Origin of the sequence: Stenotrophomonas sp. GZD-301, assembly GCF_049310345.1 — a bacterium.
GTDB lineage: Bacteria > Pseudomonadota > Gammaproteobacteria > Xanthomonadales > Xanthomonadaceae > Stenotrophomonas.
This window is the reverse complement of the sequence record NZ_JBMOWY010000058.1, coordinates 15169-40623: the sequence shown is the minus strand read 5'-3', so window position 1 is coordinate 40623 and position 25455 is coordinate 15169. Positions and strand designations below refer to the sequence as shown.

24 protein-coding genes are annotated in these 25455 nt (G+C 68.8%); 12 read left to right on the top strand and 12 right to left on the bottom strand.

The features are described 5' to 3' along the window. The first annotated feature begins 31 nt into the window (after positions 1–31). Complete coding sequence (locus ACO6VK_RS16040; RefSeq protein WP_422508837.1) at positions 32–457, top strand: YkgJ family cysteine cluster protein; 426 nt, start codon at positions 32–34, stop codon at positions 455–457. A gap of 177 nt (positions 458–634) precedes the next feature. On the opposite strand, the gene ACO6VK_RS16035 is transcribed toward ACO6VK_RS16040, so the two are convergent. From ACO6VK_RS16035 to ACO6VK_RS16020, 4 genes are all read right to left on the bottom strand, one after another. Further along, positions 635–1525: an alpha/beta fold hydrolase gene (locus ACO6VK_RS16035; protein ID WP_422508835.1), complete on the bottom strand. Its 891-nt coding sequence runs from the start codon at positions 1523–1525 to the stop codon at positions 635–637. Positions 1526–1586: 61 nt separating this feature from the next. Further along, complete coding sequence (locus ACO6VK_RS16030; RefSeq protein WP_422508833.1) at positions 1587–2603, bottom strand: 3-oxoacyl-ACP synthase III; 1017 nt, start codon at positions 2601–2603, stop codon at positions 1587–1589. A gap of 112 nt (positions 2604–2715) precedes the next feature. After that, complete coding sequence (locus ACO6VK_RS16025) at positions 2716–3033, bottom strand: DUF4156 domain-containing protein (RefSeq protein WP_422508831.1); 318 nt, start codon at positions 3031–3033, stop codon at positions 2716–2718. Between the two features lie 100 nt (positions 3034–3133). Continuing rightward, a complete protein-coding gene (locus ACO6VK_RS16020; RefSeq protein WP_422508829.1) occupies positions 3134–6019 on the bottom strand; it encodes a M16 family metallopeptidase in 2886 nt (961 codons plus the stop codon). A 373-nt stretch (positions 6020–6392) separates the two neighbouring features. Between ACO6VK_RS16020 and ACO6VK_RS16015 the strand changes: the two genes are divergently transcribed. Both ACO6VK_RS16015 and trmL read left to right on the top strand, forming a co-directional pair. Then, a complete protein-coding gene (locus tag ACO6VK_RS16015) occupies positions 6393–6860 on the top strand; it encodes a hypothetical protein (RefSeq protein WP_422508827.1) in 468 nt (155 codons plus the stop codon). Between the two features lie 43 nt (positions 6861–6903). Further along, positions 6904–7383 carry a tRNA (uridine(34)/cytosine(34)/5-carboxymethylaminomethyluridine(34)-2'-O)-methyltransferase TrmL gene (gene trmL, locus ACO6VK_RS16010; protein ID WP_422508825.1) on the top strand — a complete coding sequence of 160 codons (480 nt, stop codon included), beginning with the start codon at positions 6904–6906 and terminating at the stop codon, positions 7381–7383. Positions 7384–7440: 57 nt separating this feature from the next. On the opposite strand, the gene ACO6VK_RS16005 is transcribed toward trmL, so the two are convergent. Continuing rightward, the gene (locus ACO6VK_RS16005; RefSeq protein WP_422508823.1) at positions 7441–8604 is read right to left on the bottom strand and encodes an acyl-CoA dehydrogenase family protein; all 1164 of its coding nucleotides are present in this window, start codon (positions 8602–8604) and stop codon (positions 7441–7443) included. Between the two features lie 119 nt (positions 8605–8723). On the opposite strand from ACO6VK_RS16005, the gene ACO6VK_RS16000 reads away from it, so the two are divergent. The 3 genes from ACO6VK_RS16000 to ACO6VK_RS15990 all read left to right on the top strand — a co-directional run bounded on the left by ACO6VK_RS16000 (position 8724) and on the right by ACO6VK_RS15990 (position 11524). Further along, on the top strand, positions 8724–9224 hold the full coding sequence (locus ACO6VK_RS16000; protein ID WP_422508821.1) for a GNAT family N-acetyltransferase: 501 nt from the start codon (positions 8724–8726) through the stop codon (positions 9222–9224). A gap of 229 nt (positions 9225–9453) precedes the next feature. Next, positions 9454–11130, top strand: a complete 1677-nt coding sequence (locus tag ACO6VK_RS15995) for an electron transfer flavoprotein-ubiquinone oxidoreductase (protein WP_422508819.1) — start codon at positions 9454–9456, stop codon at positions 11128–11130. A gap of 7 nt (positions 11131–11137) precedes the next feature. Then, the gene (locus ACO6VK_RS15990) at positions 11138–11524 is read left to right on the top strand and encodes a c-type cytochrome (RefSeq protein ID WP_422508817.1); all 387 of its coding nucleotides are present in this window, start codon (positions 11138–11140) and stop codon (positions 11522–11524) included. Between the two features lie 10 nt (positions 11525–11534). Here ACO6VK_RS15990 and ACO6VK_RS15985 read toward each other — a convergent pair whose 3' ends face one another. Continuing rightward, complete coding sequence (locus ACO6VK_RS15985; RefSeq protein WP_422508815.1) at positions 11535–15137, bottom strand: ATP-binding protein; 3603 nt, start codon at positions 15135–15137, stop codon at positions 11535–11537. A 78-nt stretch (positions 15138–15215) separates the two neighbouring features. On the opposite strand from ACO6VK_RS15985, the gene ACO6VK_RS15980 reads away from it, so the two are divergent. From ACO6VK_RS15980 to ACO6VK_RS15970, 3 genes are all read left to right on the top strand, one after another. Continuing rightward, positions 15216–15854, top strand: coding sequence for a response regulator (locus ACO6VK_RS15980; RefSeq protein WP_411849464.1), 639 nt, complete (start codon positions 15216–15218; stop codon positions 15852–15854). A gap of 159 nt (positions 15855–16013) precedes the next feature. Continuing rightward, on the top strand, positions 16014–16682 hold the full coding sequence (locus tag ACO6VK_RS15975) for a hypothetical protein (RefSeq protein WP_422508813.1): 669 nt from the start codon (positions 16014–16016) through the stop codon (positions 16680–16682). Positions 16683–16928: 246 nt separating this feature from the next. Then, positions 16929–17501, top strand: coding sequence for an Ax21 family protein (locus ACO6VK_RS15970; protein WP_026070692.1), 573 nt, complete (start codon positions 16929–16931; stop codon positions 17499–17501). A 191-nt stretch (positions 17502–17692) separates the two neighbouring features. Here ACO6VK_RS15970 and ACO6VK_RS15965 read toward each other — a convergent pair whose 3' ends face one another. The 5 genes from ACO6VK_RS15965 to ACO6VK_RS15945 form a co-directional block, all read right to left on the bottom strand. Then, positions 17693–18718, bottom strand: coding sequence for an NAD(P)H-dependent glycerol-3-phosphate dehydrogenase (locus tag ACO6VK_RS15965; RefSeq protein WP_422508811.1), 1026 nt, complete (start codon positions 18716–18718; stop codon positions 17693–17695). A 20-nt stretch (positions 18719–18738) separates the two neighbouring features. Further along, positions 18739–19254, bottom strand: a complete 516-nt coding sequence (secB, locus tag ACO6VK_RS15960) for a protein-export chaperone SecB (RefSeq protein ID WP_422508809.1) — start codon at positions 19252–19254, stop codon at positions 18739–18741. Positions 19255–19358: 104 nt separating this feature from the next. Further along, positions 19359–19796, bottom strand: coding sequence for a rhodanese-like domain-containing protein (locus ACO6VK_RS15955; protein WP_422508807.1), 438 nt, complete (start codon positions 19794–19796; stop codon positions 19359–19361). A 79-nt stretch (positions 19797–19875) separates the two neighbouring features. Further along, positions 19876–20307 carry a hypothetical protein gene (locus tag ACO6VK_RS15950; protein ID WP_422508805.1) on the bottom strand — a complete coding sequence of 144 codons (432 nt, stop codon included), beginning with the start codon at positions 20305–20307 and terminating at the stop codon, positions 19876–19878. A 30-nt stretch (positions 20308–20337) separates the two neighbouring features. Then, positions 20338–20808: a YiiD C-terminal domain-containing protein gene (locus tag ACO6VK_RS15945; protein ID WP_422508803.1), complete on the bottom strand. Its 471-nt coding sequence runs from the start codon at positions 20806–20808 to the stop codon at positions 20338–20340. Positions 20809–20848: 40 nt separating this feature from the next. On the opposite strand from ACO6VK_RS15945, the gene ACO6VK_RS15940 reads away from it, so the two are divergent. The 3 genes from ACO6VK_RS15940 to ACO6VK_RS15930 all read left to right on the top strand — a co-directional run bounded on the left by ACO6VK_RS15940 (position 20849) and on the right by ACO6VK_RS15930 (position 24040). After that, positions 20849–21625 carry a uroporphyrinogen-III synthase gene (locus ACO6VK_RS15940; protein WP_422508801.1) on the top strand — a complete coding sequence of 259 codons (777 nt, stop codon included), beginning with the start codon at positions 20849–20851 and terminating at the stop codon, positions 21623–21625. Between the two features lie 108 nt (positions 21626–21733). After that, a complete protein-coding gene (locus ACO6VK_RS15935) occupies positions 21734–22708 on the top strand; it encodes a hypothetical protein (RefSeq protein ID WP_422508799.1) in 975 nt (324 codons plus the stop codon). A gap of 3 nt (positions 22709–22711) precedes the next feature. Then, positions 22712–24040 (top strand): heme biosynthesis protein HemY, encoded by a 1329-nt coding sequence (locus tag ACO6VK_RS15930; protein ID WP_422508797.1) that lies wholly within the window; start codon positions 22712–22714, stop codon positions 24038–24040. Positions 24041–24109: 69 nt separating this feature from the next. Here the strand turns inward: ACO6VK_RS15930 and ACO6VK_RS15925 are convergent, their stop codons facing one another. After that, positions 24110–25405, bottom strand: coding sequence for an acetyl-CoA C-acetyltransferase (locus ACO6VK_RS15925; protein WP_026070665.1), 1296 nt, complete (start codon positions 25403–25405; stop codon positions 24110–24112). Positions 25406–25455 lie beyond the last annotated feature (50 nt).

Sequence of the window (25455 nt, the reverse complement as noted above, 5' to 3'; positions counted from 1 at the left end):
CCTGCTTCCTGCCGCCCAAGGCCGGCGCCCCATGCCCCATCCCTGCCTGACCTGCGGCGCCTGCTGCACCCAGTACCGCGTGGCCTTCCACTGGATGGAGTCCGACGAGGTCACCCCCGGCGGCGTCCCCCACGAGCTGACCCAGGTCCTGGACCCGCACCGGCTGTGCATGCGCGGCACGCTGTCCAAGCCGGTCTACTGCGTGGCGCTGGATGCGGAGATCGGCGTGTACTCGCGCTGCAGCATCCATCCGAACCGGCCCAGCGTGTGCCGCGAGGTGGATGCGTCATGGGAGTACGGCAAGGCCAGCCCGCAGTGCGACAAGGCGCGCATCGCACACGGGATGCCGGCGCTGACGCTGGCCGACTGGCGTTGGCGCGACGAGGCGGGCAACGACGACGGTCATCCGGACGACAACGGCAATTCCCCGTCGCCGCAGGCGCCGATCGCGGCGTGAGGGCGTGCGTCCGGGTGCATGGCCCGGAGCGAAGGGCAGCCGACCAACGGTCGGCTCTACCGGTGAGGGGTCCGATTCGACCAAGCGGCGGTCCCGGTGAGGGGTTCCGATCGGACCAACCGGCGATCCCTACCGGTTGATGGGTAGGTGACGACCGTTGGTCGTCACACCCCCGGGTCAGATCGGGTTGGCGTCCAGGAACGCGCGGATCTCCGGGACCAGCACCTCGTGCTTGTCTTCCAGCACGTAATGCCCGGCATCCTTGAAGGCATGCACCTGCGCCTTCGGCAGCGCGGCCTGGAAGCCGGCCAGGAAGTGGTGGTCGAACACGAAATCGCGCAGGCCCCAGCCGATGAAGGCCGGGCGGTCGGCGAACGACGGCAGGGCCTTGCCGGCACGCTCGAGCAGCGACCAGGCCGTGTCGTCCGGCCCCAGCGGGATGTCCTGCATGAAGCGGATGGTGCTGATCCGGTTGGCGTAGCTGTTGTACGGCGACACGTAGGCACGGCGCACGTCAGCCGGCATCTTCCGCTCCACGCCCAGCCACGACGCCCCGGCGGAGAACGCGTTGAAGGTGCGGATGATCCACTCGCCGATCGACCAGTGCCGGCCCAGCGCGATCTGCCAGGGCATCTTCTTGGCGGCGGGCATCGGGAAGGCGGCGGTGTTGAGCACCACCAGGCGCTTGACCTGGTCATGGTGCGACAGCGCCCAGCCGAAGCCGATCATGCCGCCCCAGTCGTGCACGGCCAGGGTCACCGGGCCGGTGATGCCCAGGTGGCGGAGCAGCGCATCCAGGTCGTCCACCCGCGACTGCAGGGTGTAGGTGTAGTGGGCGTCATCGGGCTTGTCCGACAGCCCCATGCCGATGTGGTCCGGCACGATGCAGCGGTAACGGTCCGACAGCCCGGCCACCAGCGTGCGCCAGTAGTAGCTCCACGACGGATTGCCGTGGACCATCACCACCACCTCGCCGTCGCGCGGGCCTTCGTCGAGGTAGTTCATCGACAGGCCGGGGCGCACCTCGAAACGGTGCGGATGGGCGGGGTAACCGGGAAGCTTGGACATCGGGTCGCACCTGTAAAAAGGGCCGGAAGTACCGGCCCTTGGATTCAACGCAGGGGTCTGTTTACCAGACCACTTCGGCCATCGAGCAGTTCAGGCCCGAGCCGATGCCGAGCAGCGCGATGCGGTCGCCCTTCTTCAGCTTGCCGAGCTGCTTGAGCTTGCTCAGCACGATCGGCACCGAGGCCGGGCCGATGTTGCCGTGCTCGCCGAAGATGGTCATGACCTTCTTCGGGTCGATGCCGAAGTTCTTGATGAACGCGGCGGTGTGCGGCTGGCTGACCTGGTGGATGACGAACTGGTCCAGCTCGTCCACCGCCCAGCCCAGCGCTTCGCGCGCGGCCAGGAAGGTCTTCTGCGCCAGCTTGATGCCTTCGATCAGCAGCATGCGGGTGTCGGTGACCATGCGGTCCAGGTTGCCGCGGCACAGCTGGTTCCACTCGGTCGCCGACCGCGTCACGCCACCGCGGTAACGCGGTGCATCGGGCACCAGCTCGGTACGCGCCATCACCATCGCAGCGGCACCGCAGCCCAGCGTCAGCGCGGCCATTTCATTGCGGAAGTCATCGGCGGTCACGCCCGGCAGCGCCATGCGCTCGAGGGTCTTCTCGTACACCAGGTTGGCGGTTTCGCCATCGACGATCAGCGCGTAGTCGATTTCGCCGCGCTCGAGCATGCGGGCAGCGATGTCCATGCCGTTGATGAAGGCCAGGCAGGCATTGGCGACGTCGAAGGTCATGCATTCATCGCCCACGCCCAGGTTGCCCGAGACGATGCTGGCGGTGGACGGCTCCAGGTAGTCGCGGCTGACCGAGGTGTTGACCAGCAGGCCGATCTTGTCGGCACCGATCCCGGCATCTTCCAGCGCCTTGCGCGCCGCCAGGGTGGCCGCGTCGGAGGCCAGCATGTCCGCGTCCCACAGGCGACGGGCATGGATGCCGGCGATATCGCCGAGCACGTCGGTACGGATGCCCAGACGATCCAGCGTCGGCTGCAGACGTTCGTTGATTTCCTTGGACGTCAGCGTGTGCGGCGCGTCGATGTGCGCCAGGCCGGCGATAGAGACATTCTTGAAGAGCATCAGTTAGCGCCAAGGCTCAGGCAAAGGGGGCGCTATTGTAAGCCGGCGCCGCCTTCACCGCACCTTTACGAATTCACGCCCGGGCGTATGGTCCGGGCCGGGTGTGAAGGGTTCAGCGTGGCGGGCACTGGAACGTCAGGAAACGCTGGCTGCCATCGGCCGGCAGGCCGGCCGCCTGGACGGCATTGGCCCCGGCGCTGGGGGCTTCGTTGCGGGCCAGGGTTTCCAGCTCGTCCTGCACGCGCAGGGGGTTGCGGTTGTAGAAGCCGACCTTGCTCTTGACCGTCACCACCACCTCGCCCTTGCTCTGGCAGCCGCTGGGCACGGCCCCGGCCGGCAGCACGCGGACGGTCTTGCCGACCGGTTCGATCGGCACCCAGGTGCAGGCGGTGACGCTGAGGATCAGGGCGGACAGGAACAGATGGCGCATGCGGGAGGCCTTGCAGGACGACGAAAGGGATTGTGCGGGAAACGGCTGAATCGGCTGTGATCACCGCCCTGTCGCCAGGGCGGTGATCCTCCAGACCGGCTTAGCGGGCCGTGGGCTTGGCCGCCGGAGCGGCCGGTGCGGTGGCCTGCACCGGCTTGCCGTCGGCGTCGATCACGGTGACCTCGCCCAGGTTCAGCGCGCGGACCGGTGCCTCGGTCTGCTTCAGGTCGCCGACCACGATCCAGGTCAGGGTCTTGGGATCGAGCGTGGCCGCAGCCTGCTGCACCTGCGCCGGGGTCATCGCCTCGATCTCGGCCTTGCGCTTGAACACGTAGTCGTCCGGGCGCTTGTAGCTGACGATGCCGCTGATGGTGCCCAGCACCGCGCTGGCGGTTTCATAGGCGCCCGGCAGGCTCAGGGTCTGGATGTTGCGGATGCGCTCGACCTCGGCGGCGGTGGCCGGCTTGGCGGCGCTGGCGAACTCGGCGATTTCCTTCTGCATCTCGGCGATCGACGGGGCGGTCTTGTCGATCTGGACCGGGGCACGGGCCGTCCACGGACGCTGGCCCAGGGTGTTGCTGGCGTTGCTGCCGGCGCCGTAGGACCAGTGCTTCTGCTCGCGCAGGTTCATGTTCAGGCGCGAGGTGAAGTCACCGCCGAGCACGCCGTTGGCGATGTCGAAGCGGGTGGTGCCGGCGTCCATCGAGGACGGCACCACCTGGGCGGCGAACAGGTTGGCCTGCACGGCACCCGGCTGGTCGATCAGGAACACGCGGGCCTGCGCCGGGCGTGCCACATCCACCGGGGCCTTGACCTGCGGGGCGGCGCCTTCGGCCTTCCAGTCGCCGAGCTGGCGCTCCAGCAGCGGCACGATTTCCTTGAGCGTGGTGTCGCCCACGACGATCAGGGTGCCCTGCTCCGGACGCAGCCACTGGTTGTGGAAGTCCACCAGCTCGGCGCGGGTGAGGGCCTGGATGTCGGCCTCGTTGCCGCTGCCGGTGAACGGAATGGCGTACGGATGACCGGCGCCGTACAGCAGCGTCGGCAGCACGCGCATCGCCGAGGCGCTCGGGTTGACCTTCTCCTGGCGGATGCCGGCGATCCAGCTGGCCTTGATGCGGTCGATCTCGGTCTGGTCGAAGCGCGGCTGGCGCAGCATGTCGGCATACAGCGCCAGCGACGGCGCCAGGTTTTCCTTCAGGGCCGACAGGTACACGCTGGTGTTGTCCAGCGAGGCCGACGCATCCAGCTTGGCGCCCAGCGCATCGGCGGCATCGGCGAACGGCAGTGCGCCGCGCTCGCCGGCGCCTTCGGTCAGCATGCCCATCGTGAAGTTGGCGGTGCCGGACTTGCGGCCCTGGTCGGCGGTGAAGCCACCGGGGAACTCATAGCTGAACTGCACCACCGGGATGTCGTGGCGCTCGGCCAGGATCACCTTGGTGCCGTTCTTCAGCGTTGCGCGATGCAGCTGCGGGAACTTCAGTTCCGGGAAGGTCTTGGTCTGCGGCACGCCGGTGCTGCGGTCCACGCCCTTGGGCAGGGTGGTGTACTTGGCATCCACGGCCGGCACGGTGAACGGCTGCGGCGTTGCCGACGGCAGTTCCGGCAGGGCCACGCGCGCGCCCGGCTCGACCACGATGGTGTGGTCGCCGGTGCCCAGCCACTTGGCGCCCACGGCGCGCACGTCGGCGGCGGTGGCCGCGTCGATGTTGGCCAGCGACTTGCGGAAGCAGCCCGGGTCGCCCTCGAACACGGTGCATTCGGCCAGCGCATCGGCCTTGCCACCGAAGCCGCCGATGCGCTCGATGCCGCGGATGAAGCCGGCGCGGAAGGCGGTCTTGCCGCGGCTCAGTTCGTCGGCCGTCGGGCCGTCCTTGAGCAGGCGCTTGATCTCTTCATCGATGATCGCCTCGACCTTGGCCGGGTCCACGCCCTGCTTGACGCTGGCCATGATCACGAAGTTGGAGCCCAGCTGCGAGCTGTAGGCACCGGCGCTGATGTTGTCCACCAGCTGGTCCTGGTGCACCAGGCGCTGGTCCAGACGCGAGGACTTGGCACCGCCAAGTACCTGCGCCAGCAGCTGCAGCTGGTCGATGTCGGTGGTGCCGACCTGGGCCACGTTCCAGGCGCGGTAGATGCGCGCCTGCGGCACCTTGTCGTTCATCACTTCGCGGGTGGACGCCGGGCGCTTGGCCACGTCCACCTTCGGCTGCGCCATGCTCGGGCCCGCCGGGATGTCGCCAAAGTAGCGGGCGACCTTTTCCTTGGCCGTGGCCAGGTCGATGTCGCCGGCCAGCACCAGCACGGCGTTGTTCGGGCCATACCAGGTGCGGAACCAGGTCTTGACGTCATCCAGCGAGGCGGCGTTGAGATCGTTCATCGAGCCGATCACGCTGTGGTGGTACGGGTGCCCTTCCGGATACAGCGCGCGGTTGAGCTTTTCCCACACCTGGCCATAGGGCTGGTTCTCGCCCTGGCGCTTCTCGTTCTGCACCACGCCGCGCTGTTCGTCGAGCGCGGCCTGGTCGATCGCGCCGAGCAGGTGGCCCATGCGGTCCGATTCCATCCAGAGCGCCATGTCCAGCGCGGTGGTCGGCACGTTCTCGAAGTAATTGGTGCGGTCGGTATTGGTGGTGCCGTTCTGGCCGGTCACGCCGACCTGCTTGAAGGGCTCGAAGTACTCGCCGGCATGGTTCTCGCTGCCCTGGAACATCAGGTGTTCAAACAGGTGCGCGAAGCCGGTGCGGCCGGCCGGTTCGTCCTTGCTGCCGACGTGGTACCAGATGTTGACCGCCACGATCGGCGCCTTGCGATCGGTGTGCACGACCACCCGCAGCCCGTTGGGCAGGGTGAATTCTTCGAACGGAATGTCGACCTTGGCCACCGCGGCGGGCTTGGCCAGCACCGGTGCCGGGGCAAGCGCGCCCAGCGCGGCGGAGAGGGCAACGGCCAGCAGCGCGGCGCGCGGGCGGAGTTGGACGGTCATTCCTGTTCCTTGGTCATGAAAGTGAAGGCCGATGCTAGCGCGAGCGCTCGTCGAAAGGCATCCGCCAACAGTCATTGCCCGTGTGCAGGCCGCCCAACGCGGTGTCCGGACCCGATTGGGCGGACATAACGGGACGGCAGCGGACAGGTGTCCGGACAGCGGACACCCTCAACCACCCACAAATCCCTTTTAAATCAATGGCTAAAAGTTGGCACGAAGCCTGCTTTGTTCTGGGTGCGCCCCGGTAGCTTCAAACCAAAACTGACTGGACGCTGAACAAACAAAGAAAAACGCAGATTGTTCTTGCATCCCCAGATTCGGTGTACTACCTTACTACCACACCACTGCTCACCCACACTAAACAGGACCCGCCATGAACACCAAGACCCTCGCCATTGCCATCGCCATCGCCGCTGGTGCCGCCTTCGCCGGCAACCTGCAGGCCGCCTCGGCCATCACCACCCTGGAGACCGTGCAGGTGCGTCCCTCGGCCGACCAGATCGCCCAGGCCGGCGTCGAGCGCAACAGCGCCATCCCGACCCTGGCCGTGGTCGAAGTCCGCCCGACCGCCGGCATGATTGCCGACTACCGCGCCGAACTGACCGCCAACCGCCGCGTCACCACCCTGGCCGCCGTCGAGGTCCGTCCGACCGCCGAGCAGTACCAGGCCCTGGCCGCCGAAGAAGCCGGCAACCGCGACTACGTGGCCACCCTGACCGCCGCCGCCACTGCCGTTGCCCGCGACGTGATCGTCAACCTGCCGACCCTGCACGTTCGCCCGAGCCCGTCGGATCTGCAGGCCCTGGCCCTGGAAACCGCCGCCTCGGTGCTGGTCCGCTGAATTCCGGCTGCGAACCATCGCAGCCGCGGCGTACACTGCGCCGATGACTGACTCGCCCACGTTCCACGTCGTCCTGTTCCAACCCGAAATTCCGCCGAACACCGGCAATGTGATCCGCCTCTGCGCCAACACCGGCGCGCGGCTGCACCTGATCGAGCCGCTCGGTTTCGACCTGAGCGACAAGCAGCTCAAGCGCGCCGGCCTGGACTATCACGAATACGCTCGACTGCAGGTACATCCCGACCTGGATGCCGCCCTGCAGGCCATTGCACCCAAGCGCCTGTTCGCTCTCAGCACCCGCGGCAGCGTGCGTTACGACACCCAGCAGTTTGAAGACGGCGATGCCTTCCTGTTCGGCCCGGAAACCCGCGGCCTGCCCCAGGACCTGCTCGATTCACTGCCGCACGGCCGCCGCCTGCGCCTGCCGATGCAGCCGGGCAACCGCAGCCTCAATCTATCCAACACCGTCGCGGTGGTGATGTACGAAGCCTGGCGCCAGAGCGGATTCGCCGGCGGCCAGTAGGGCTGTGCCAACCAACGGTTGGCACCTACACACCCCTCAGGTTGGCACCCACACCCCTCAGAACGCGTTGATCCCGGTCAGCTCGCGCCCGATCACCAGCTGGTGCACGGTCTCGGTGCCCTCGTAGGTGATCACCGATTCCAGATTCAGCGCATGCCGGATCGCCACGTGCTCGGTGGTGATGCCGGCGCCGCCGAGCAGGTCGCGGCATTCACGCGCAATGTCGATCGCCATCCGGCAGTTGTTCCACTTGGCCAGGCTGACCTGCTGCGGCTGCAGCTGCCCGGCATCCTTCAACCGGCCCAGCTGCAGCGACAGCAGCTGTGCGGTGGTGATCCGCCGCGCCATGTCGGCCAGCTTGATCTGTGCGCTCTGGGTGGCGGCCACCGGGCGGCCGAACAGCACGCGCTGCTTGGTGTAGTTCAGCGCTTCGTCCAGGCACGCCACTGCCGCGCCGATCGGGCCCCAGCTGATGCCGTAGCGCGCCTGGTTGAGGCAGCCCAGCGGGCCCTTCAAGCCCTGCACGTTGGGCAGGCGGTTGCGCTCGGGCACGCGGACGTTGTCGAAGAACAGCGCGCCGGTGAGCGACGCGCGCAGGCTCATCTTGTGCTTGATTTCCTGGCTGCTGAAACCGGGCATGCCCTTTTCCAGCACGAACCCCTGGATGCCGTCCTCGGTGTGCGCCCAGACAATGGCGATGTCGGCCACCGGCCCGCTGGTGATCCACATCTTGCTGCCGTTCACCACCCAGTCGCCGCCATCGCGCACCGCCCGGGTCTTCATCGCCGCCGGGTCCGAACCGCCGTGCGCCTCGGTCAGCCCGAAGCAGCCGATCACCTTGCCGGCCGCCATGTCGGGCAGCCAGCGCAGGCGCTGCTCCTCGGTGCCGTAGGCGAAGATCGGGTACATGCACAGCGAGCTCTGCACCGACACGAAGCTGCGCAGCCCGGAATCGCCGCGTTCCAGTTCCTGGCAGATCAGACCGTAGCTGACCGCATTGAGCCCGCCACCGCCGTACTGCTCGGGCAGGCTGGAGCCGAGCAGGCCCAGCGCCGCAATCTCGGCGATCAGTTCGTCGGGGAAGCGCCCCTGGTCGAACGCGTCGCCGATGATCGGCAACACGCGTTCATCGGTGAAGCGCGCCACCGTGGCCTGTACGGCACGTTCCTCCTCGCTGAGCAGGGAGCGGACATCAAACAGGTCGTACGGATTCAGTGACATGGCTACCCGGGGCATCGTGGCGGTGGAACACGGCGCCCATTGTGGTCCCTGCGCAGGGGCAGGCCAAGGCATGCCGCAGCACGGCCTACAATGCCGGCGTCACAGCAGAGGAACCGGACATGCAGATCCGCGCGGAACGCCCCGAGGACGTCGACGCCATCCATGCCCTCACCCGCGAGGCCTTCCAGGACGCGCCCCACAGCAGCCACACCGAGGCGTTCATCGTCGATGCGCTGCGCCGGGCCGGCGCGCTGTCGGTTTCGCTGGTCGCCGAAGAGGACGCCACGCTGCTGGGCCACGTCGCGCTGTCGCCGGTCGAACTCAGCGACGGCAGCACCGAGTGGTATGGACTTGGCCCGATCTCGGTGCTGCCCGCACAGCAGGGGCGCGGCATCGGCAGCGCCCTGATGCAGGCCGCCATCGATGCGCTGCAGGCCCGCGGCGCCGCGGGCTGCGTGCTGCTCGGCGATCCGGACTATTACGCGCGCTTCGGCTTCGAGGCCGATCCGCGACTGCGGCTGCCCGGCATTCCCGCCGCGTACTTCCAGTCGCGACGGCTGCGCGGTGACAGTCCCGATGCCGACGTGCGCTACCACGCCGGTTTCGATGCCACCGACTGACGGGCAAAGCTCCATACGCCGCCACCGTCACTTGAATTGATGCGACGCACCATCGTCGCCGCGTCCTGCGCACGCCGGCCGCGCGCCGGGCGGCGATCTAGGCGGAACCGCCGCGTGCCGGTACCCTGACAGCTTGATCCAGCAGTTGCGCGGTGCAGCCTCGCGCGATTCCCAGGCAACCGCCGCCGGCTTTGGCCGGGCCGGCACTACCCAAGAGTTACGCACCCCGATGAGCGAAGACACCCCCGCCCTGCCCCCGCGTGAAGCCATGGAATTCGACGTGGTGATCGTCGGCGCCGGCCCCGCCGGCCTGGCCACCGCGATCCGGCTGCGCCAGCGCGCCATCGAGGCCGGGCGCGAGCTGTCCGTGTGCGTGCTGGAGAAGGGTTCCGAACCCGGCGCGCACATTCTGTCCGGCGCGATCATGGATACCCGCGCCCTGACCGAACTGTTCCCGGACTGGGCCGAGCGCGGCGCACCGCTGAAGCAGAAGGTCACCCGCGACGAATTCCTGTTCCTCAGCCCGGACGGCGCGCGCAGCACGCCCAACGCGCTGCTGCCCGAGTGCTTCCACAACGAAGGCAACTACATCATCAGCCTGGGCGAGGTGACGCGCTGGCTGGCGCAGCAGGCCGAAGCGCTGGAAGTGGCCATCTTCCCCGGCTTCGCCGCCGCCGAAGTGCTGTACGACGACGCCGGCGCGGTGATGGGCGTGGCCACCGGCGACATGGGCATCCGCAAGGATGGCTCGCACGGTCCCAATTTCGAGCGCGGCATGGAACTGCATGCCAGGTACACGATCTTCGCCGAAGGCTCGCGCGGCCACCTCGGCCGCCAGCTGATCACGCGTTACCAGCTGGATGCAGGCAAGGACCCGCAGGCTTACGGCATCGGCATCAAGGAGCTGTGGCAGATCGACCCGGCCAGGCATGAGCCGGGCCTGGTGGTGCACACCGCCGGCTGGCCGCTGGACAGCGACACCTACGGCGGCTCGTTCCTGTACCACGCCGACGGCGGCAAGGTCGCGGTCGGTTTCGTGGTCGGGCTGGACTACCGCAATCCGTGGATGAGCCCGTTCGAGGAGTTCCAGCGCTTCAAGACCCATCCGTCGATCCGCAAGCACCTGGAAGGCGGCAAGCGCATCGCCTACGGCGCGCGTGCGATCACCGCCGGCGGCCTGCTGTCGCTGCCCAAGACGGTGTTCCCCGGCGGCGCGCTGGTGGGCTGCGAAGCGGGTTACCTCAACGCGAGCCGCATCAAGGGCAGCCATGCGGCGATCAAGACCGGCATGCTGGCCGCCGATGCCGCGTTCGATGCGCTGGCCGCGGGCCGCCAGCGCGACGAGCTCAGCGCCTACCCGGCCGCGTTCGACAGCAGCTGGCTGCATGACGAGCTCAAGCAGTCCAAGAATTTCAAGCAGTGGTTCAAGAAGGGCCGCACCGTGGCCACGCTGATGACCGGCATCGAGCAATGGCTGCTGCCCAAGCTGGGCATCCGCAACCCGCCGTGGACGCTGCGCCACAGCAAGGCCGACCACGAGTGCCTGGAACCGGCCGCGCAGCACACCCGGATCGTGTACCCCAAGCCGGACAACGTGCTGACCTTCGACCGCCTCAGCTCGGTGTTCCTGAGCAGCACCAACCATGAGGAAGACCAGCCCAGCCACCTGACGTTGAAGGACGCCAGCGTGCCGGTGCGGGTCAATCTGGCCGAGTACGCCGGGCCGGAAGCGCGCTACTGTCCGGCCGGCGTGTACGAGTTCGTCGGTGCCGAGGGCCAGGAGCAGCTGCAGATCAACGCGCAGAACTGCGTGCACTGCAAAACCTGCGACATCAAGGACCCGACCCAGAACATCGTGTGGGTCACCCCGCAGGGCGGCGGCGGCCCCAACTACCCGGCGATGTGATCCGGGCGTGTACCGGCTGCGTCTGTCCTGCCTGATCGTGGCCAGCCTGTGGCTGGCCGCCTGCGCGCGCGCGCCGCAGACGCCCGAGCAGGCCCACCAGCAGCAGCTGCAGCGCGCGTTCGCGATCTGCGCGGGCTGCCACACCGCCAGCCCCGGCGGCGTGCACCGCTTCGGGCCGAACCTGCATGGGGTGATCGGCCGCCGCGCCGGCAGCCTGCAGGGCTACCCCTATTCGCCGGCGATGCAGCAGGCCGGGCTGACCTGGAACGAGCAGACCCTGGATGCCTTCCTGCGCTCGCCCACGCACGTGGTGCCCGGCACGCGCATGGTCAACACCACCGCCGATCCGCTACGTCGCCGCCAGGTGATCGAGTACCTGCAGCAACAGCGCTGAGGCGCGTGCGTCATCCTGCCTGCAGCGCCTGCAGGTAGGCGCGGAGCTGCTGTTCGAAGGCTGCCAGCGATGTCTCCACTGCCGGCGTTCCGGCCTGTGCCACCTGCGCCATCAGGGCCTGCGCCTGCACGGTCAAGGCGTCGGCACCGAGCGTGCCCAGACCACCGGCAATGCGGTGCAGTACATCCACCAGCGCCGCCGCATCCTGCGCCTGCACGGCCGCCTGGCCGCGCAGCAGATCGGCCTCGGTCGCCTCGCACATGCTGTCGATGAGCACCTGGGCGACATGGCCGGAGCCGAACCGGGCCTCGATGGCGGCGCGGCCGGGCAACGCCCCGGGCAGCGCCGCCGGCACCGGCACCGGCGCCGGCCCTGCCGCATCCACGCTGCCATCGCTGCCATCCGGCAACCAGCGCAGCAATATCTGCCGCAGCGTGGCCAGCGCCACCGGTTTGGCCAGCACATCGTCCATGCCGGCCTCACGGCAGCGTTGCACGTCCGCTTCCAGGGTACTGGCCGTCAGGGCGATCACCGGCACCCGCGGGCGTCCGCTGTCGCGCTCCCATTCGCGCAGGCGGCGGGTCATCTGGTACCCATCCATCACCGGCATGCGGCAATCGGTGATCACCAGGTGGTAGTCGGTGGCCGCCAGCGTCGCCAGGGCCTGTTCACCGTCCTCGGCCAGCGCGTGGGTCATGCCCAGCTGCTGCAGCCGCCACTGCATCAACATCTGGTTGGTGGGGTGGTCCTCCACCACCAGGATGCGGCGCTCGGCCAGCGCCGCCGGCAGCGGTTCCACCTCCGGTGCCGGCATCCGCCCGGTGTCGGCGTGGCCCTCGCCGGGCAGGCGCGGCAGGGTCAGTTCCACCGTCACCCGCGTGCCCTCGCCGAGTGCGCTGTGCATCTCCAGCTGGCCATGCATGAGCGCCACCAGCCGCTGGCAGATGCTCAGGCCCAGGCCGGTCCCGCCGTACTTGCGGCTGGTGCCCACCTCAGCCTGCGCGAACGGCTTGAACAGCCGCTCGCGCTGTTCGGCGGAGATGCCGATACCGGTGTCGGTCACGACCAGGCGCAAGCGCTGTGCGTCGTCCAGATCGTCCACGCAGTCCAGCGTGATGGCGACCTGGCCCTGCTCGGTGAACTTGATGGCATTGCTGAGCAGGTTGAAGGCGATCTGGCGCAGGCGCACGCCGTCGGCCAGATGCAGCGCGGCCACCGCGTCGTCCACCCGCAGCGACAGCTGCAGCCCCTTGGCCGAGGCCTGCGGTGCCAGCAGCTGCTGCACATTGTCCAGCAGCGCTGGCAGGGCGACCGGACGCGGCTCCAGCGGCAGCGCGCCCGCTTCGATGCGCGAATACACCAGGATGTCGTCGAGGATCTGCCGCAGCATCTGCGCCGAGTCCTCTACCACCTCGATCACCTTGCGCTGCTCGGCATCCAGCTGCGTGTGCGAGAGCATCTCCAGCATGCCCAGCACGCCGCTCATCGGCGTGCGGATCTCGTGGCTCATCGTCGCCAGGAAGTCGGCCTTGGCGGCGGTGGCGCGTTCGGCACCGGCCTTGGCCTCGGCCAAGGCGTCGGCCTGCGCACGCGCCTCGGTGACGTCCACCCAGTACCCGCTCCACAGCACCGCGCCGTCCTCGGCGGCATACGGCAGCGCGCGGGCACGGATCCAGTGCAGCACGCCGCGCGGGTAGGTGCGGAACTCCATGTCCAGGCCGGTGAAGTCGAGCGCGGCACGCTCCAGCACCTGCAGCACGCGCGGGCGGTCCTGCGCGTCGAGCTGGGCCATCACCCGGCTCTCATCGGCCATCGCCTCGGCCGCGCTCAAGCCGAACATCGCTTCCATGTCGCCCACGATGTAGGGCAGCGACAGGCGGCCGTCGGTGCCGCGGCGCGCCTGGTAGACGATGGCGGGCAGGTTGTCGGTCACCTCGGCCAGCCGCTGCTCCACGCGCCGGCGCGTGGCCACTTCGCGGCGCAGGCGCAGGTAGCCCCAGCCATGCACCAGCAGGGCGGTGAGCAGGATCAGCGCGATCGGCACCGCCCAGCGCAGTGCGTCGCGCCAGTCGATCCCGCTGCGGTACTCGGCCGACAGCCAGTCGTTGCGGATGGCCTCGTGCTCGCGCGGGGTCATGTTCACCAGCACGCGGTCGAAGGTGGTGGCCAGCGGGGCGTACTGGCGTTTGACCGCGAGCGAGAACTGGTCGTTGAAGCCGGCCGGCGCGGCCACGTGCAGCTGGGCGGGGTAGCGCTCGCGCACGATGCGGTCGACCAGCGCCAGGTTGCCAACGTAGGCATCGGCATCGCCATTGGCCAACCGCGCCAGCGCCTGCTCGGCGCTGCGCGCCGGAATGATGCGTGCGTTGGGCGCGTGCTGCAGGATGTAGCCGCGCAGCCGGTCCGGATCGGACAGCAGGATGCTGCGCCGGTCCAGGTCGGCCACGTCCAGCACCGACGCGCTGCCGGTGGCGGTGACGATCACGTTGGGCACGGTGATGAAGGGCTGGCTGAACACCCAGTCCGGCCCGAGATAGGCCGAGTCGGCAGGCATCCCCAGCACCACGTCCACTTCGCCACGGCGCGCCTGTTCGCGCACCTCGAACCAGTCGTGCGCCGGCACCCGGATCAGGTGGGCGCCGACCATGCGCAGTTGCTTGAGGTAGTCGCCGGCCACGCCGCTGGCATGCCCGTTGGCATCGATGAATCCCAGCGGTGTCGCATTCGGCGCGAATCCCATCCGCAGCGGTGTGGACAGCACGCGCCGTTCGGCATTGCCCAGGATCAGGCGCGACTGGGTGGACCATTGCGGGGTACGCAGCCAGCGCCGCGCGATCGTGTCGCGTTCGGCCTGGCCGAGGCTGGCCAAGGCGGTGTCCAGCGCCTCGGCCAGCGGCTGCTTGGCATGCGGGACACCGAAGTGCAGGCGCTCCGGCGGCAGATCGCTGGGGCGTAGCACGCTGATGTCGTTGAGCTGCTCCTGCTCGATCACCGCCGCCGCTACATAGGCGTTACCGATGTATACGTCGGCCTGGCCGCTGGTCACCATCGCCAGTGCGGCGGCGGTACTGGGCGCACTTACCTGGCGGGCCGCCGGAAAGCGGGCACGCACCTGGTCGCTGGTCACGAATGCCTGCTCGGTCACCACGCGCAGGCCGCGCAGATCCGGATCGGTGGAGGTGCGGGTGTCGTCCGGGCGTGCCACCAGCGCCAGCGGTGCATCCAGATAGGCGCGGGTGTAGACCATGCAGCGGGTGCGGTCGGCGGTCAGCGCGACATTCATCACCACGTCGACCTCGCCCCGGCATGCCGCATCCAGCACCTCGGTCCAATTGCGATACAGGCGGACCTGCACCGTCACGCCCAGGCGTTCGGCCACGGCCTGCAGGTAGTCGTAGCCCAGGCCGACCGGCTTGCCGTCCTCGATGGCCTCGAACGGCGGCCAGCCGCTGTCGTACAGGCCAAGGATGATGGTAGGGTGCCGACCAAGCCACTCGCTCTGGCGCGGCGATACCGTCGGCGCCAGGGCCGGGTTGCCTGCAGCGGAAAGCGACGCCGGCACGCCCAGCACGCCGGCGAGCATCAGCACCCAGCGGGCGATCCGGGTACGCATGCGGCCTGATCTCCCTAGAATGAAGTTTCCACCCCAGCACGACCCCACGGGCGGCTGCCTTTGAGGCAATACTAGTCCATGACCCTGCGCATAATCATCGCCGACGACCACCCGGTCGTGCGGATCGGCACCAAGGCAGTGATCGAGACCAGCGGCGTCGGTCGGGTCGTCGCCGAGGCCAGTACCGTCGAAGAGCTGATGCGGGCATTGTCGTCTTTCCCCTGCGATGTGCTGGTCACCGATTACTCGATGCCCGGCGGACAACAGGCTGACGGATTCGCCATGATCGGGATGATCCGCCGTCGCTTTCCGGACCTGCCGGTGCTGATGCTCAGCGTATCCAACAACCTGGCGATCCTGCGGATGGTGAAGTCCACCGGCGTGCTCGGCCTGGTCGACAAGGCGTCCTCGATGGAAGAGCTGCCGCTGGCGATCCAGACCGTGCAGCGCGGCACGCCATACGTGAGCCGCACGCTGAAGGAACGCATCGACGCGATCGGCACGCAGAATGTCGATGACGAGGGCAACAAGCAGCTTTCGCCGCGCGAAGTGGAAGTGCTGCGCCTGCTCGGCACCGGGCTTACCGTCAAGGAAATCGCCCTGCAGCTGCACAAGAGCGTGAGCACGATCAGCCGCCAGAAGGGCGATGCGATGCTCAAGCTCGGCCTCAAGGGCGACGCGGAACTGTTCGACTACCTGCGCGACGGCCACCTCTGAGCGGTCACGCCTGCTGAGTGGACGCGCGTGCCCCGCCGCTGCCCGGCCGGGCACGACCGCGGGATCGCCTGCCATCCCCTCTGGTTACAATCAGGCCCCCGCCGTGCGCTGCAGGATCGTCGAGGGCGGGACATCCAACAGGACGCAACAGGACAGGGAATGAAGATTCGCATCATGTCGGTATCACTGATGGTCGCCTTGCTGGCGGCCTGCGGCCAGACACCGGAGTCGCCGGGGGCTGCAGCAGGAGCGCCCGCACCGGCGGCAGAAACGACGCCCGCCACGCCCACGGCGACCGAGACCGACAACGACATCGAGAAGGGCGTTGATCCGTCGGTATGGGACAACGAAGGCGAGCCCGAAGACGTCACCCCCGGCGAAGACATCACCTGCGCCGACGCACCGTTGGCGACCTACTTCTTCACCCTGGTCGGCGGCAACACGGTGGACGACTGCGGTCGCAAGGACCCCAAGGTGCTGGCCGCGTTCGATGCACTGATGAAGGAGGCCGCGCCGGCCGAATCAGCCGACCGCGAGGTGCCGCCGCTGCGCGAGCGCCTGCTCAGCGGGCCCAGCGCACCGGGCAGGCCGCTGCACGTGCAGGACCAGACCTGGTGGTACTACTCGGCCTGCCAGGCGCATCAGTGCAGCACCACCGCACTGGACATGCTGTACGCCCCGACGCAGGCGAAGATGGTCGGCCGCCTGGTGACCGACTGCAAGGTGCGCTGGCTCGGCGATCCGAGCGAGGCGCAGCGTGCGCTGATCGAGACGACGCGCCCGCTGGACGAGGCGTCGCTGCAGGGCGATGACGGCTCCTGCAGCTGATACGGCAGCGTGCGGCAACGGGGTACGGAAAGGCCGGGCAGATGCCCGGCCTTTCTGCTTTCAGCGGGGACGTCATTGCCTCACCCAAGTTCCCTGAATAGCTCGTACATTTATGTACTGGTCAGTTTAATATTCAGGGCCGATTGGGGTGGCTAACGGATAATTCACACCTGTCGCCAGCAGCGTTGTTTCTCCCCTCCCCCGCGCTGCTGGCGATCAAACCAAAATAAAAAAGGTGTCCCGATGATGAAGTCTTCTCTGCTTGCCCTGGGTCTGCTCGCTGCACTGCCGTTCGCTGCTTCGGCAACCGACGGCCTGTCGTACAACTACGTTGAAGGCGGCTACGTGAACACCGATGCCAAGGGCGGCGACGCCGACGGCTGGGCTGCCAAGGGCTCGGTCGCGATCGCGCCGAACTTCCATGTCTTCGGCGATTACAACTCGCAGGAAACCAAGCGCGGCAGCGCCGACGTCGACCAGTGGCGCGTGGGTGTCGGCTACAACTACGGCATCGCGCCGACCACCGACCTGGTGGCCCGCGTCGCGTACCAGAAGTTCGATCCGAAGCACGGCCTGGACTTCAACGGCTACGCCACCGAAGTGGGCGTGCGCACCGCGTTCACCCCGATGATCGAAGGCTACGCGCTGGCCGGCTACGAAGATTTCAGCAAGAAGCACGGCATCAACCCGGACGGCGAGTTCTACGGCCGCGTCGGCGCCCAGGCCAAGTTCAACCAGAACTGGGGCCTGTCCGGCGAAGTGAAGCTGGCCAAGGGCGGCGACAAGGAATGGTTCGTCGGCCCGCGCTTCACCTGGTAATACGCGTTACGCAGCACAGTGTTGGATGGCGCGGTCTCTCTCCCCTGCGCCACGAAGCCCGGCTCCACGCCGGGCTTCACTTTTTCTGGCAACCACCTCGTCGGTGCGCCACGCAGAACCCAGCGCATGCTGGGTTTCTGCGTTGTGGCGGTGACCAAAAAAAACCCCGGCAGTGCCGGGGTTTTTCGCGATCATTTGAACAGCGTGTCCGGGTATTCCGGTTTCTGTTCGCGTGCCAGCAGCGCACGCAGCCCTTCTTCGGGCGTCTGTTCGCCATGCAGCACGGCGCGCACACGTTCGGAGATGGGCAGGTCGATGCCGTGGCGGCGTGCCTGGCGCATGACTTCATCGGCGGTCTGCACCGACTCCACCACCTGACCGATCTCGCGGATCGCGTCGGGCAGGGATTGTCCCCGTCCCAGGGCCAGGCCCAGGCGACGGTTGCGCGAGAGGTCGCCGGTGCAGGTCAGCACCAGATCGCCCAGCCCGGCCAGCCCCATCAGGGTCTCCGGCTTGGCCCCGATCGCCGCGGCCAGCCGCAGCATCTCGTTGAGCCCACGGGTGATCAGGCCGGCACGCGCGTTCAGGCCCAGCTGCATGCCATCGGCAACGCCGGTGGCCACGGCCAGCACGTTCTTCATCGCGCCACCCAGCTCGGCGCCGACCATGTCATCGCCGGTGTAGGCGCGGAAGGCCGGGCCGTGCATCGCTTCGGCCACCTGCTGGGCGAAGTCCACGTCGTCACCGTGCACGGTGATCGCGGTGGGCAGGCCCTGGGTGACTTCCTTGGCGAACGACGGACCGGTCACTACCGCCAGCGGCACGTCCGGCCCGAGGACCTCGCGCGCCACTTCGTGCAGGAAGCGTCCGGACCCGGGCTCAAAGCCCTTGGTGGCCCACGCCACGCCCGCCGCAGCGGGACGCAGCGGCGCCAGCGCGCGCACCGTTTCACCGAAGGCGTGCGAGGGCACCACCACCAGGATCCAGGCGGCGCCGTCCACGGCAGCGGCCAGGTCGGTGGTCGCGCGCAGCGACGCGGGCAAGGGAATGCCCGGCAGGTAACGGGTGTTCTCGTGGCGCTGGTCGATGGCCTCGACCATGCCGGCATCGCGGCCCCACAGCACGGTCGGATGACCGTGCCGGGCCAGCAGGCTCGCCAGCGCGGTGCCCCAGGAACCGGCACCGAGAACGGCGATCTTGTCTGCGTGGCTGCTCATCGGAACGACCGCAGCGCCGATCAGGCGTTGCCGGCCGGCTCGGAATCGGCCAGCGAGGTTTCGCCCTGCTCCTGACGCTGACGCAGGGTTTCGGCGTACAGGCCTTCGAAGTTGATCGGCTGCAGGAAGAACGGCGGGAAGCCGCCGGCCTGGATCAGCTCGCTGACCAGCGAACGCACGTACGGGAACAGGATGTTCGGGCACTGGGTGCCGAGCAGCACGTCGATCGCCTGCGGCTCCAGGCCGATCAGGCCGAACACGCCGGCCTGCTGAACTTCGGCCACGTAGGCGGTCTTGTCGCCGGCCTTGCAGGTCAGGGTGACGGCCAGCACGACTTCAAAGGCGTTCTCGCCCAGGCGCTGCACGCGCTGGTTCAGGTTGAGCTGCAGTTCCGGCTGCACGGCTTCGTTGAAGACGGCCGGCGCATTCGGCGATTCGAACGAAACGTCCTTGACGTAGATCTTCTCGACGGTGAACGCGGGGCCGGTGGCGGCGTCGGCCGGCGCGATGGCGCCGTTGGTGTTCTGTTCGGACATTTCCTGTAGCTCCAGAATGAATGCTGTAAAAACGGATTGTTGCATCCCCAGCGATGGGGGCGTGTGGCGCCGCGCACAAGGCGGGCAACGCCATCAACGTGGAATCAGTTGCGACCCTTGACCAGCGGCAGGTCGGCCTGCTGCCACGACGGGATGCCGCCATCGAGCACGTTGACCTGTTCAAAGCCGGCCTTCTTCAGTGCCTTGGCCGCGGTTTCCGAGGCATTGCCGGTACGGCACACCAGCACCACCGGGCGCTGTTTGGCGTTGGCCACCAGCTTGTGCTCGGGACCAAACTGGCTCGGCTGCGCATTGCGGCTGCCCGCGATGTGGCCCTTTTCGAAGTCGCTGCTGGACGACAGGTCGACCACCAGCGCGTTTCCGGCGTTCATCAGCTGGGTCAGTTCGGCCGGCTTGAGCGACCTGTAGCCGCGGAACAGACGCCGCACTTCGGTCACGATGATGGCCACGGTCAGGCCGACCAGGGCCATCGACAACATCGGGTTTCGGCCGGCAAAGGCCAGCAACTCTTCGTAATTCACTCAGATCACGGGTCGATAAGCGGGCGCCGATTGTCGCACATGCGGGCGAAGCGGCGTCCAGCGGCCACGAGGGCCGGGATTACTGGCCCTGCCAGAGGTCCGGCAGGCCGCCGGCCTGCCACCAGCGCTTGACCTGCGGGTCCCAGCGCCAGAGTTCCTTGACCACCACGGTGCGCTCGGCCTGGGTGTTGACGTTGATCACGCCAATCTCGACCCGGCGCTCCACGGTGCCGTCGGGCAGCGCTGCGGTACTGCGCTCGCGGTAGGACGACACCCGGATCTGCTCGTAGCGGCGCAGCTGCAGGTCGGTCAGCGGGTGGGCCTTGCGGTAGTCCGGGTCCAGGTAGCCCAGCGCATCTTCGGCGCTGCCCCAGCGGATGGTGGAGCCGTACTGGTTCTGGACTTCCTCCAGCGCGGTACGTTGCTTGCGGCTCAGATCGGCGGCGGCCAGCGTCCCCACGCCGGTCAGCAGCAACGATGTCAGGAGCAGGATCTGGACCAGGCGGCGCATGCGAATTCCCCAATAGGCAAGGCGCCCATCCTACCCTCTCGCGAAGGCCACGAAGCGCCCGCTGAGCTCGGCGGCCGGCTTGCCGGCGCTGCCCGGCTGGCGGGCGGTGAGACCGATCCGCGCCTTGCCGCGCTGGGCGAAGGTGGCCAGGAAGCCGTCCCAGTCGGACTCTGCGTCGGCCTGGGCCTCGGCCTGGAGGTCGCCGTACACCGGCGACAGGTAGCGCACGTGGCTGTCGGCCACGTAGACATCGGCATCGAAGCCGGCCAGGCGCAGGCGCAGGGTGACCAGTGCCCAGCCGGACAGCGTCAGGGCCGAGGCCAGACTGCCGCCGAAGGCGTTGCCCTTGTCGTTCACATTGGCTGCCAGCGGCGCCTGCAGGCGCAACACGCCGTCACGGTAGTCGTGGACGCGGATCTGCATTGCCGCGACCGGCGGCATGCGGTCCAGCACGTGTTGCAGCGCAGCCAGCTGCGCGGGCAGGGAATCGGAAACGGACATCGGAGGGCAACGGCGTCGAAGGGCTCGCATAATGCCCGCAATGGACACCGAAGCAAATCCACCGCGCTGGACCCTGCTGTCGCTGCGCCCGCGCGGCCAGCACGCACCGATGCGGCGCGCCGCCCAGGCGCTGGGCGCCACCACTCTCGCGCTTTCGCCGTGGGCGCTGCGCGCGCGCAGCGACGCGGACACCCGTGCCGCGCTGCACGCGGCACTGGGGGCCGACCGGGTGGTCTTCAGCAGCCCGGCCGCCGTGGTGGCCGCCGCACGCCTGGCCCGGCTCGATGCGCCGCATCCGGGGCAGTGGCTGGCGGTCGGCAGCGGCACCGCAGCGGCACTGCAGCGCGCCGGCGCGCGCGACATCCAGGCCCCGGCGCGGATGGACAGCGAAGGGCTGCTGGCACTGCCGGCCCTGGCGACCCTGGACGGCCTGCGCGCCGGCCTGGTCACCGCGCCGGGCGGGCGCGGCATCATCGCCGCCACGCTGCAGGCCCGTGGTGCGCAGTTGCTGCGCGCCGACGTCTACCTGCGGCAGCCGCTGACACTGTCTGCCCGGACTCTGCAGCGGCTGCGCCATGCGCCGCCACCGTGGGCGCTGGCGTTGAGCAGCGCCGATGCGCTGACGCGATTGCTGGCGCACCTGCCTGAGGATCTGCAGGCGCCCCTGCGGCAGGCCTGGGTGGTGGCGGCCAGCGAGCGGCTGGCCACGCAGGCCGGCGCCGCCGGCTTCATGCGCGTGGTGCAGGCCGACGGCCCGCTCCCCGCGCAGCTGGTACAGGCGGCGCACACGGCGATCACACGACGCGCAACTTGCTGAACCCGCGTTTCCCACGGTCTTGCAGGCAGCGCGGGCGGCAGGTGATGCTGTGCACCACGTCGCTCGCCAGCCAGCGGACAGCCCGGCGCGCGCGACAAGGATGCCTGTATGAATGAAGCCGATTCGCCCCCTCCCGCCCGTCGTCCCCTGCGCTGGATCGTTCCGGTGCTGGGCCTGCTTGTGGTCGGCGGCGGTGGCGCCTGGGGGTGGACGCAGTGGCAGGCGCAGCAGGCGCAGGCCCGGCAGCGCGACGAGAACGCCAGCCTGCAGTTGCAGGGGCTGCTCGACAGCGTGGAGGCCCTGCGCCGCGACCAGCGCTCCACCTCGCAGCGGGTCCAGGATGCGGCGGCCACCAACCGCGTGCTGCGCGATGAGATGCTCGGCCTGAGCCAGCGCAATGCCCTGCTGGAAGACAACCTGGCCAAGCTCGCCGACAGCACCCGGCATGGCGCGCAGGCGCTGCAGCTGGAAGAGGCCGAACTGCTGCTGAGCCAGGCCGGTCAGCGGCTGGCCTTCGCCGACGACGTGGACGGCGCCAGGCGCCTGTATGCGCTGGCCGCCAATGCGCTGGGCGACATCCAGGGCGGTGACTACCTCAACCTGCGCCAGGCGCTGATGCAGGAGCGCAACGCGCTCGATGCGCAGGGCCCCGGTGCGCGGGCGCAGGCCAGTACCGCGCTGGCCGCGTTCGCCCGCGCGCTGACCGCCCTGCCCGACGCGGTGGCCGGCGATGCCACGACCGCCGCCACACCGTGGTGGCACCAGGTGCTGGCCCCGTTCGTGACCATTACCCCGACCCGCACGCAGGGCCCGCTGACCGATGCCGAGCGCGTCGCGGCGTGGGATTCCCTGCAGCTGGAACTGACCCTGGCCCGTGCCGCGATCGAACGCGGCGACCAGGCCGGCTATGAACAGGCACTGGACCGGGTGGCGCTGTGGCTGCCGCGGCTGTGGCCGGATTCACCCGCCCTGCGCGAGCGGCGTGGTGAACTGCAGCATCTGCGCACCCGCACGCTGCGCCCCACCCTGCCCGAACTGGGCAGCACCCTGCAGCAACTGCGCGCCATGCGCGATGGGAGATGATCGATGAAGCCATTCCAGTCCCTTGTGGTTCTTCTGTTGGCTGTTGCGCTCGGCGTGATCGCCGCGCAGTGGCTCGGCGCCGACTCGCTGCGCCAGTTCGGCGAAGTGATCTACCGCTACGCCGGCAACGACTACCGATCCACGGTGCCGCAGGTGGCGCTGGCGGTGCTGGTGGCACTGCTGTTGCTGTGGCTGCTGTGGAGCCTGGTGGCCGCGCCGTTCCGGGCGTGGGGCCGCTACCGCCGCAAGCAGGGCCGTGCGCGCCTGACTGAAGGCCTGCAGGCGCACGAGTACGGCCACTGGCAGCGCGCGGAGAAGCTGCTCGGCGCCGCAGCCGAGGACAAGGAGGTCAGCGCGGTGGCGCTGGCCACGGCGGTGCGCAGTGCGCAGGCACGCGAAGACGAGGCCGCCGCCAACCAGTACCTGCAGCGTCTGGCTGGCGAAGACGCCACCAGCCACGCGCTGCTGCTCGCCGAACGTCTGCTCGGCCAGGAACGCCCGGTGGATGCGATCAATGCGCTCGACGTGGCGGCGATCCAGCCGCTGCCGCCGCGCGGTTTGTGGCTGCGCACCGAGGCGCTGGCGCGTGCCGAACGCGCGCACGAGGCCTATGGGCAGCTCGGCGCGCTGCGCAAGCAGAAGGTGCTGCCCGATGACGCGGTGGCCGAACTGGAAGCCCGCCTGGCCGCGCAGTCGCTGCTGGAAGCCGGTGACGTCAATGCGCTGGCCGCGCAGTGGGAAGCCACGCCGAAGGCACTGCGCAGCGATCCCGATGTGGTGGCCGGCTACGCCCTGCGCGCGGTGGCGCTGGACTGGGACGAACCGGCCCTGCTGACCCTGGAACAGGCCCTCGACACGCGCTGGGACGAATCGCTGGTGACGCTGTACGGGCAGATGCCGGTGGACAAGCTGGCCACGCGCCAGGCCAACCTGCAGCGCTGGCTGGCCAACCACCCGGCCAGCCCGGCACTGCTGCTGGCGCTGGGCCGCATCGCCGTGCGCCAGCGCCAGCACGCAGCGGCGGAGGATTACCTGCACCGCGCGATCGCCGCCGGTGCCGGCCCGGCCGCCTGGGAGGCGCTGGGCGAGGTGTTCCTTGAGCGTGGCGACGCCACGCTGGCCGCGCAGTGCTTCGCCAATGCGCTGCGCCAGCAGCGCGGCGAGGACAGTGTGGCGCTGGCCCGCGCCAGCGAGCCGGCCCCCGCCGTGACCGAGCGTGCCACGGTGGAGGAGCAGTCGTTGATGGCGCAGCCGCAGCCGGTGACGCCCGTCGACCCGGTGGTGGTGGTTCGCGACGAGCGCGACGACTACGGCAATCCCCGCCTGCCGTAGCGCCGGGCGCTGCCCGGCAACGAAAAAGGCCGCCCGAGGGCGGCCTTTTTCATGCGCGCATCGGCACCGTCAGCGTTCGACGATCGCCACCACGCCCATGCCGCCGGCGGTACAGATCGACACCAGCGCGCGGCCACCGCCGCGTTCGGCCAGCTGCTTGGCCGCCGTGGCGATCACGCGCGCGCCGGTAGCGGCGAACGGGTGGCCGGTGGCCAGCGAGGAGCCCAGCGGATTGATCCGGGCCGGGTCGATCCTGCCCAGCGGTGCGTCCAGGCCCAGGCGGTTGCGGCAGTAGTCTTCGCTTTCCCACGCGCGCAGCGTGCACAGCACCTGCGCGGCGAACGCTTCGTGGATTTCGTAGATGTCGAAATCCTGCAGGGTCAGGCCATTGCGCTTGAGCATTTCCGGCACGGCAATCGTGGGCGCCATCAGCAGGCCTTCGCCGTGCACGAAATCGACCGCGGCCACCTGCGAATCGCGCAGGTAGGCCAGCGGCTCGTGGCCATGCGCGCGCGCCCATTCCTCGCTGGCCAGCAGCACGGCCGAGGCGCCGTCGGTGAGCGGGGTGGAGTTGGCGGCGGTCAGCGTGCCGCGGCCGGACACCTTGTCGAACGCCGGCTTGAGCGTGGCCAGCTTTTCCAGCGAGGTGTCGGCGCGCAGGATGTTGTCGCGCTCGACGCCGCGGAACGGGGCGATCAGGTCGTTGAAGAAACCGCGCTCATAGGCGGCCGCCAGCTTCTTGTGCGAGGACACCGCCCATTCGTCCTGCGAGTCGCGGGAGATGTTCCACTCCTTGGCCATGTCCTCGCAGTGGTCGCCCATGCTCTTGCCGGTGCGCGGTTCGGCCACGCCGGGGAACTCGGGCTTGAGCTCGCTGAGCTTGAAACCGCGGGTAAGCGCCTTGAACTTGTCACCGGTGGTCTTGGCGCGGTTGGCGGCCAGCAGGCGTGCGCGCAGCTTCTTGCCGTACACGATCGGCACGTCGGAGGTGGTGTCCGACCCGCCGCCGATGCCCGATTCGATCTGGCCCAGTGCGATCTTGTTGGCCACCGCGATGATGGTGTCCAGCGAGGTGCCGCAGGCGCGCTGCATGGTGATGCCCGGCGTCAGCGGCGACAGCCCCGAGGACAGGGTGGCCTCGCGGCCCAGGTTCCAGTCGCTGGAGTGCTTGATCACCGCGCCCATCGCCACTTCGCCGAGCTGCTGGCCGTGCAGGCCGAAGCGCTCCACCAGCGCCCCGAGCGTGCGCACCGACATGCCGAGGTTGCCGACGTCCGAATAGGCCGTGTTCTGGCGGCAGAACGGGATGCGGACGCCACCGAGGATGGCGACGGGACGGGCGTTGGGCATGGAGATACCTGGCATGGGAGGGGTGTCTGCAACATGGCCTGCACGAAGGAGCAGGCATAATGGGG

What these genes read in the sequence shown, in the direction of transcription:
- ACO6VK_RS16000 (WP_422508821.1), top strand. Translation starts at nt 8,724, where the DNA reads ATGCAGATCCGCGCGGAACGCCCCGAGGACGTCGACGCCATCCATGCC.
- ACO6VK_RS16035 (WP_422508835.1), bottom strand. Translation starts at nt 1,525, where the DNA reads ATGTCCAAGCTTCCCGGTTACCCCGCCCATCCGCACCGTTTCGAGGTG.
- ACO6VK_RS16015 (WP_422508827.1), top strand. Translation starts at nt 6,393, where the DNA reads ATGAACACCAAGACCCTCGCCATTGCCATCGCCATCGCCGCTGGTGCC.
- ACO6VK_RS16020 (WP_422508829.1), bottom strand. Translation starts at nt 6,019, where the DNA reads ATGACCGTCCAACTCCGCCCGCGCGCCGCGCTGCTGGCCGTTGCCCTC.
- ACO6VK_RS15935 (WP_422508799.1), top strand. Translation starts at nt 21,734, where the DNA reads ATGAATGAAGCCGATTCGCCCCCTCCCGCCCGTCGTCCCCTGCGCTGG.
- ACO6VK_RS15930 (WP_422508797.1), top strand. Translation starts at nt 22,712, where the DNA reads ATGAAGCCATTCCAGTCCCTTGTGGTTCTTCTGTTGGCTGTTGCGCTC.
- ACO6VK_RS15995 (WP_422508819.1), top strand. Translation starts at nt 9,454, where the DNA reads ATGAGCGAAGACACCCCCGCCCTGCCCCCGCGTGAAGCCATGGAATTC.
- ACO6VK_RS15950 (WP_422508805.1), bottom strand. Translation starts at nt 20,307, where the DNA reads ATGCGCCGCCTGGTCCAGATCCTGCTCCTGACATCGTTGCTGCTGACC.
- ACO6VK_RS15945 (WP_422508803.1), bottom strand. Translation starts at nt 20,808, where the DNA reads ATGTCCGTTTCCGATTCCCTGCCCGCGCAGCTGGCTGCGCTGCAACAC.
- secB (WP_422508809.1), bottom strand. Translation starts at nt 19,254, where the DNA reads ATGTCCGAACAGAACACCAACGGCGCCATCGCGCCGGCCGACGCCGCC.
- ACO6VK_RS16005 (WP_422508823.1), bottom strand. Translation starts at nt 8,604, where the DNA reads ATGTCACTGAATCCGTACGACCTGTTTGATGTCCGCTCCCTGCTCAGC.
- ACO6VK_RS15965 (WP_422508811.1), bottom strand. Translation starts at nt 18,718, where the DNA reads ATGAGCAGCCACGCAGACAAGATCGCCGTTCTCGGTGCCGGTTCCTGG.
- ACO6VK_RS15975 (WP_422508813.1), top strand. Translation starts at nt 16,014, where the DNA reads ATGAAGATTCGCATCATGTCGGTATCACTGATGGTCGCCTTGCTGGCG.
- ACO6VK_RS15985 (WP_422508815.1), bottom strand. Translation starts at nt 15,137, where the DNA reads ATGCGTACCCGGATCGCCCGCTGGGTGCTGATGCTCGCCGGCGTGCTG.
- ACO6VK_RS15970 (WP_026070692.1), top strand. Translation starts at nt 16,929, where the DNA reads ATGAAGTCTTCTCTGCTTGCCCTGGGTCTGCTCGCTGCACTGCCGTTC.
- ACO6VK_RS15940 (WP_422508801.1), top strand. Translation starts at nt 20,849, where the DNA reads ATGGACACCGAAGCAAATCCACCGCGCTGGACCCTGCTGTCGCTGCGC.
- ACO6VK_RS16040 (WP_422508837.1), top strand. Translation starts at nt 32, where the DNA reads ATGCCCCATCCCTGCCTGACCTGCGGCGCCTGCTGCACCCAGTACCGC.
- trmL (WP_422508825.1), top strand. Translation starts at nt 6,904, where the DNA reads ATGACTGACTCGCCCACGTTCCACGTCGTCCTGTTCCAACCCGAAATT.
- ACO6VK_RS16030 (WP_422508833.1), bottom strand. Translation starts at nt 2,603, where the DNA reads ATGCTCTTCAAGAATGTCTCTATCGCCGGCCTGGCGCACATCGACGCG.
- ACO6VK_RS15980 (WP_411849464.1), top strand. Translation starts at nt 15,216, where the DNA reads ATGACCCTGCGCATAATCATCGCCGACGACCACCCGGTCGTGCGGATC.
- ACO6VK_RS16025 (WP_422508831.1), bottom strand. Translation starts at nt 3,033, where the DNA reads ATGCGCCATCTGTTCCTGTCCGCCCTGATCCTCAGCGTCACCGCCTGC.
- ACO6VK_RS15925 (WP_026070665.1), bottom strand. Translation starts at nt 25,405, where the DNA reads ATGCCAGGTATCTCCATGCCCAACGCCCGTCCCGTCGCCATCCTCGGT.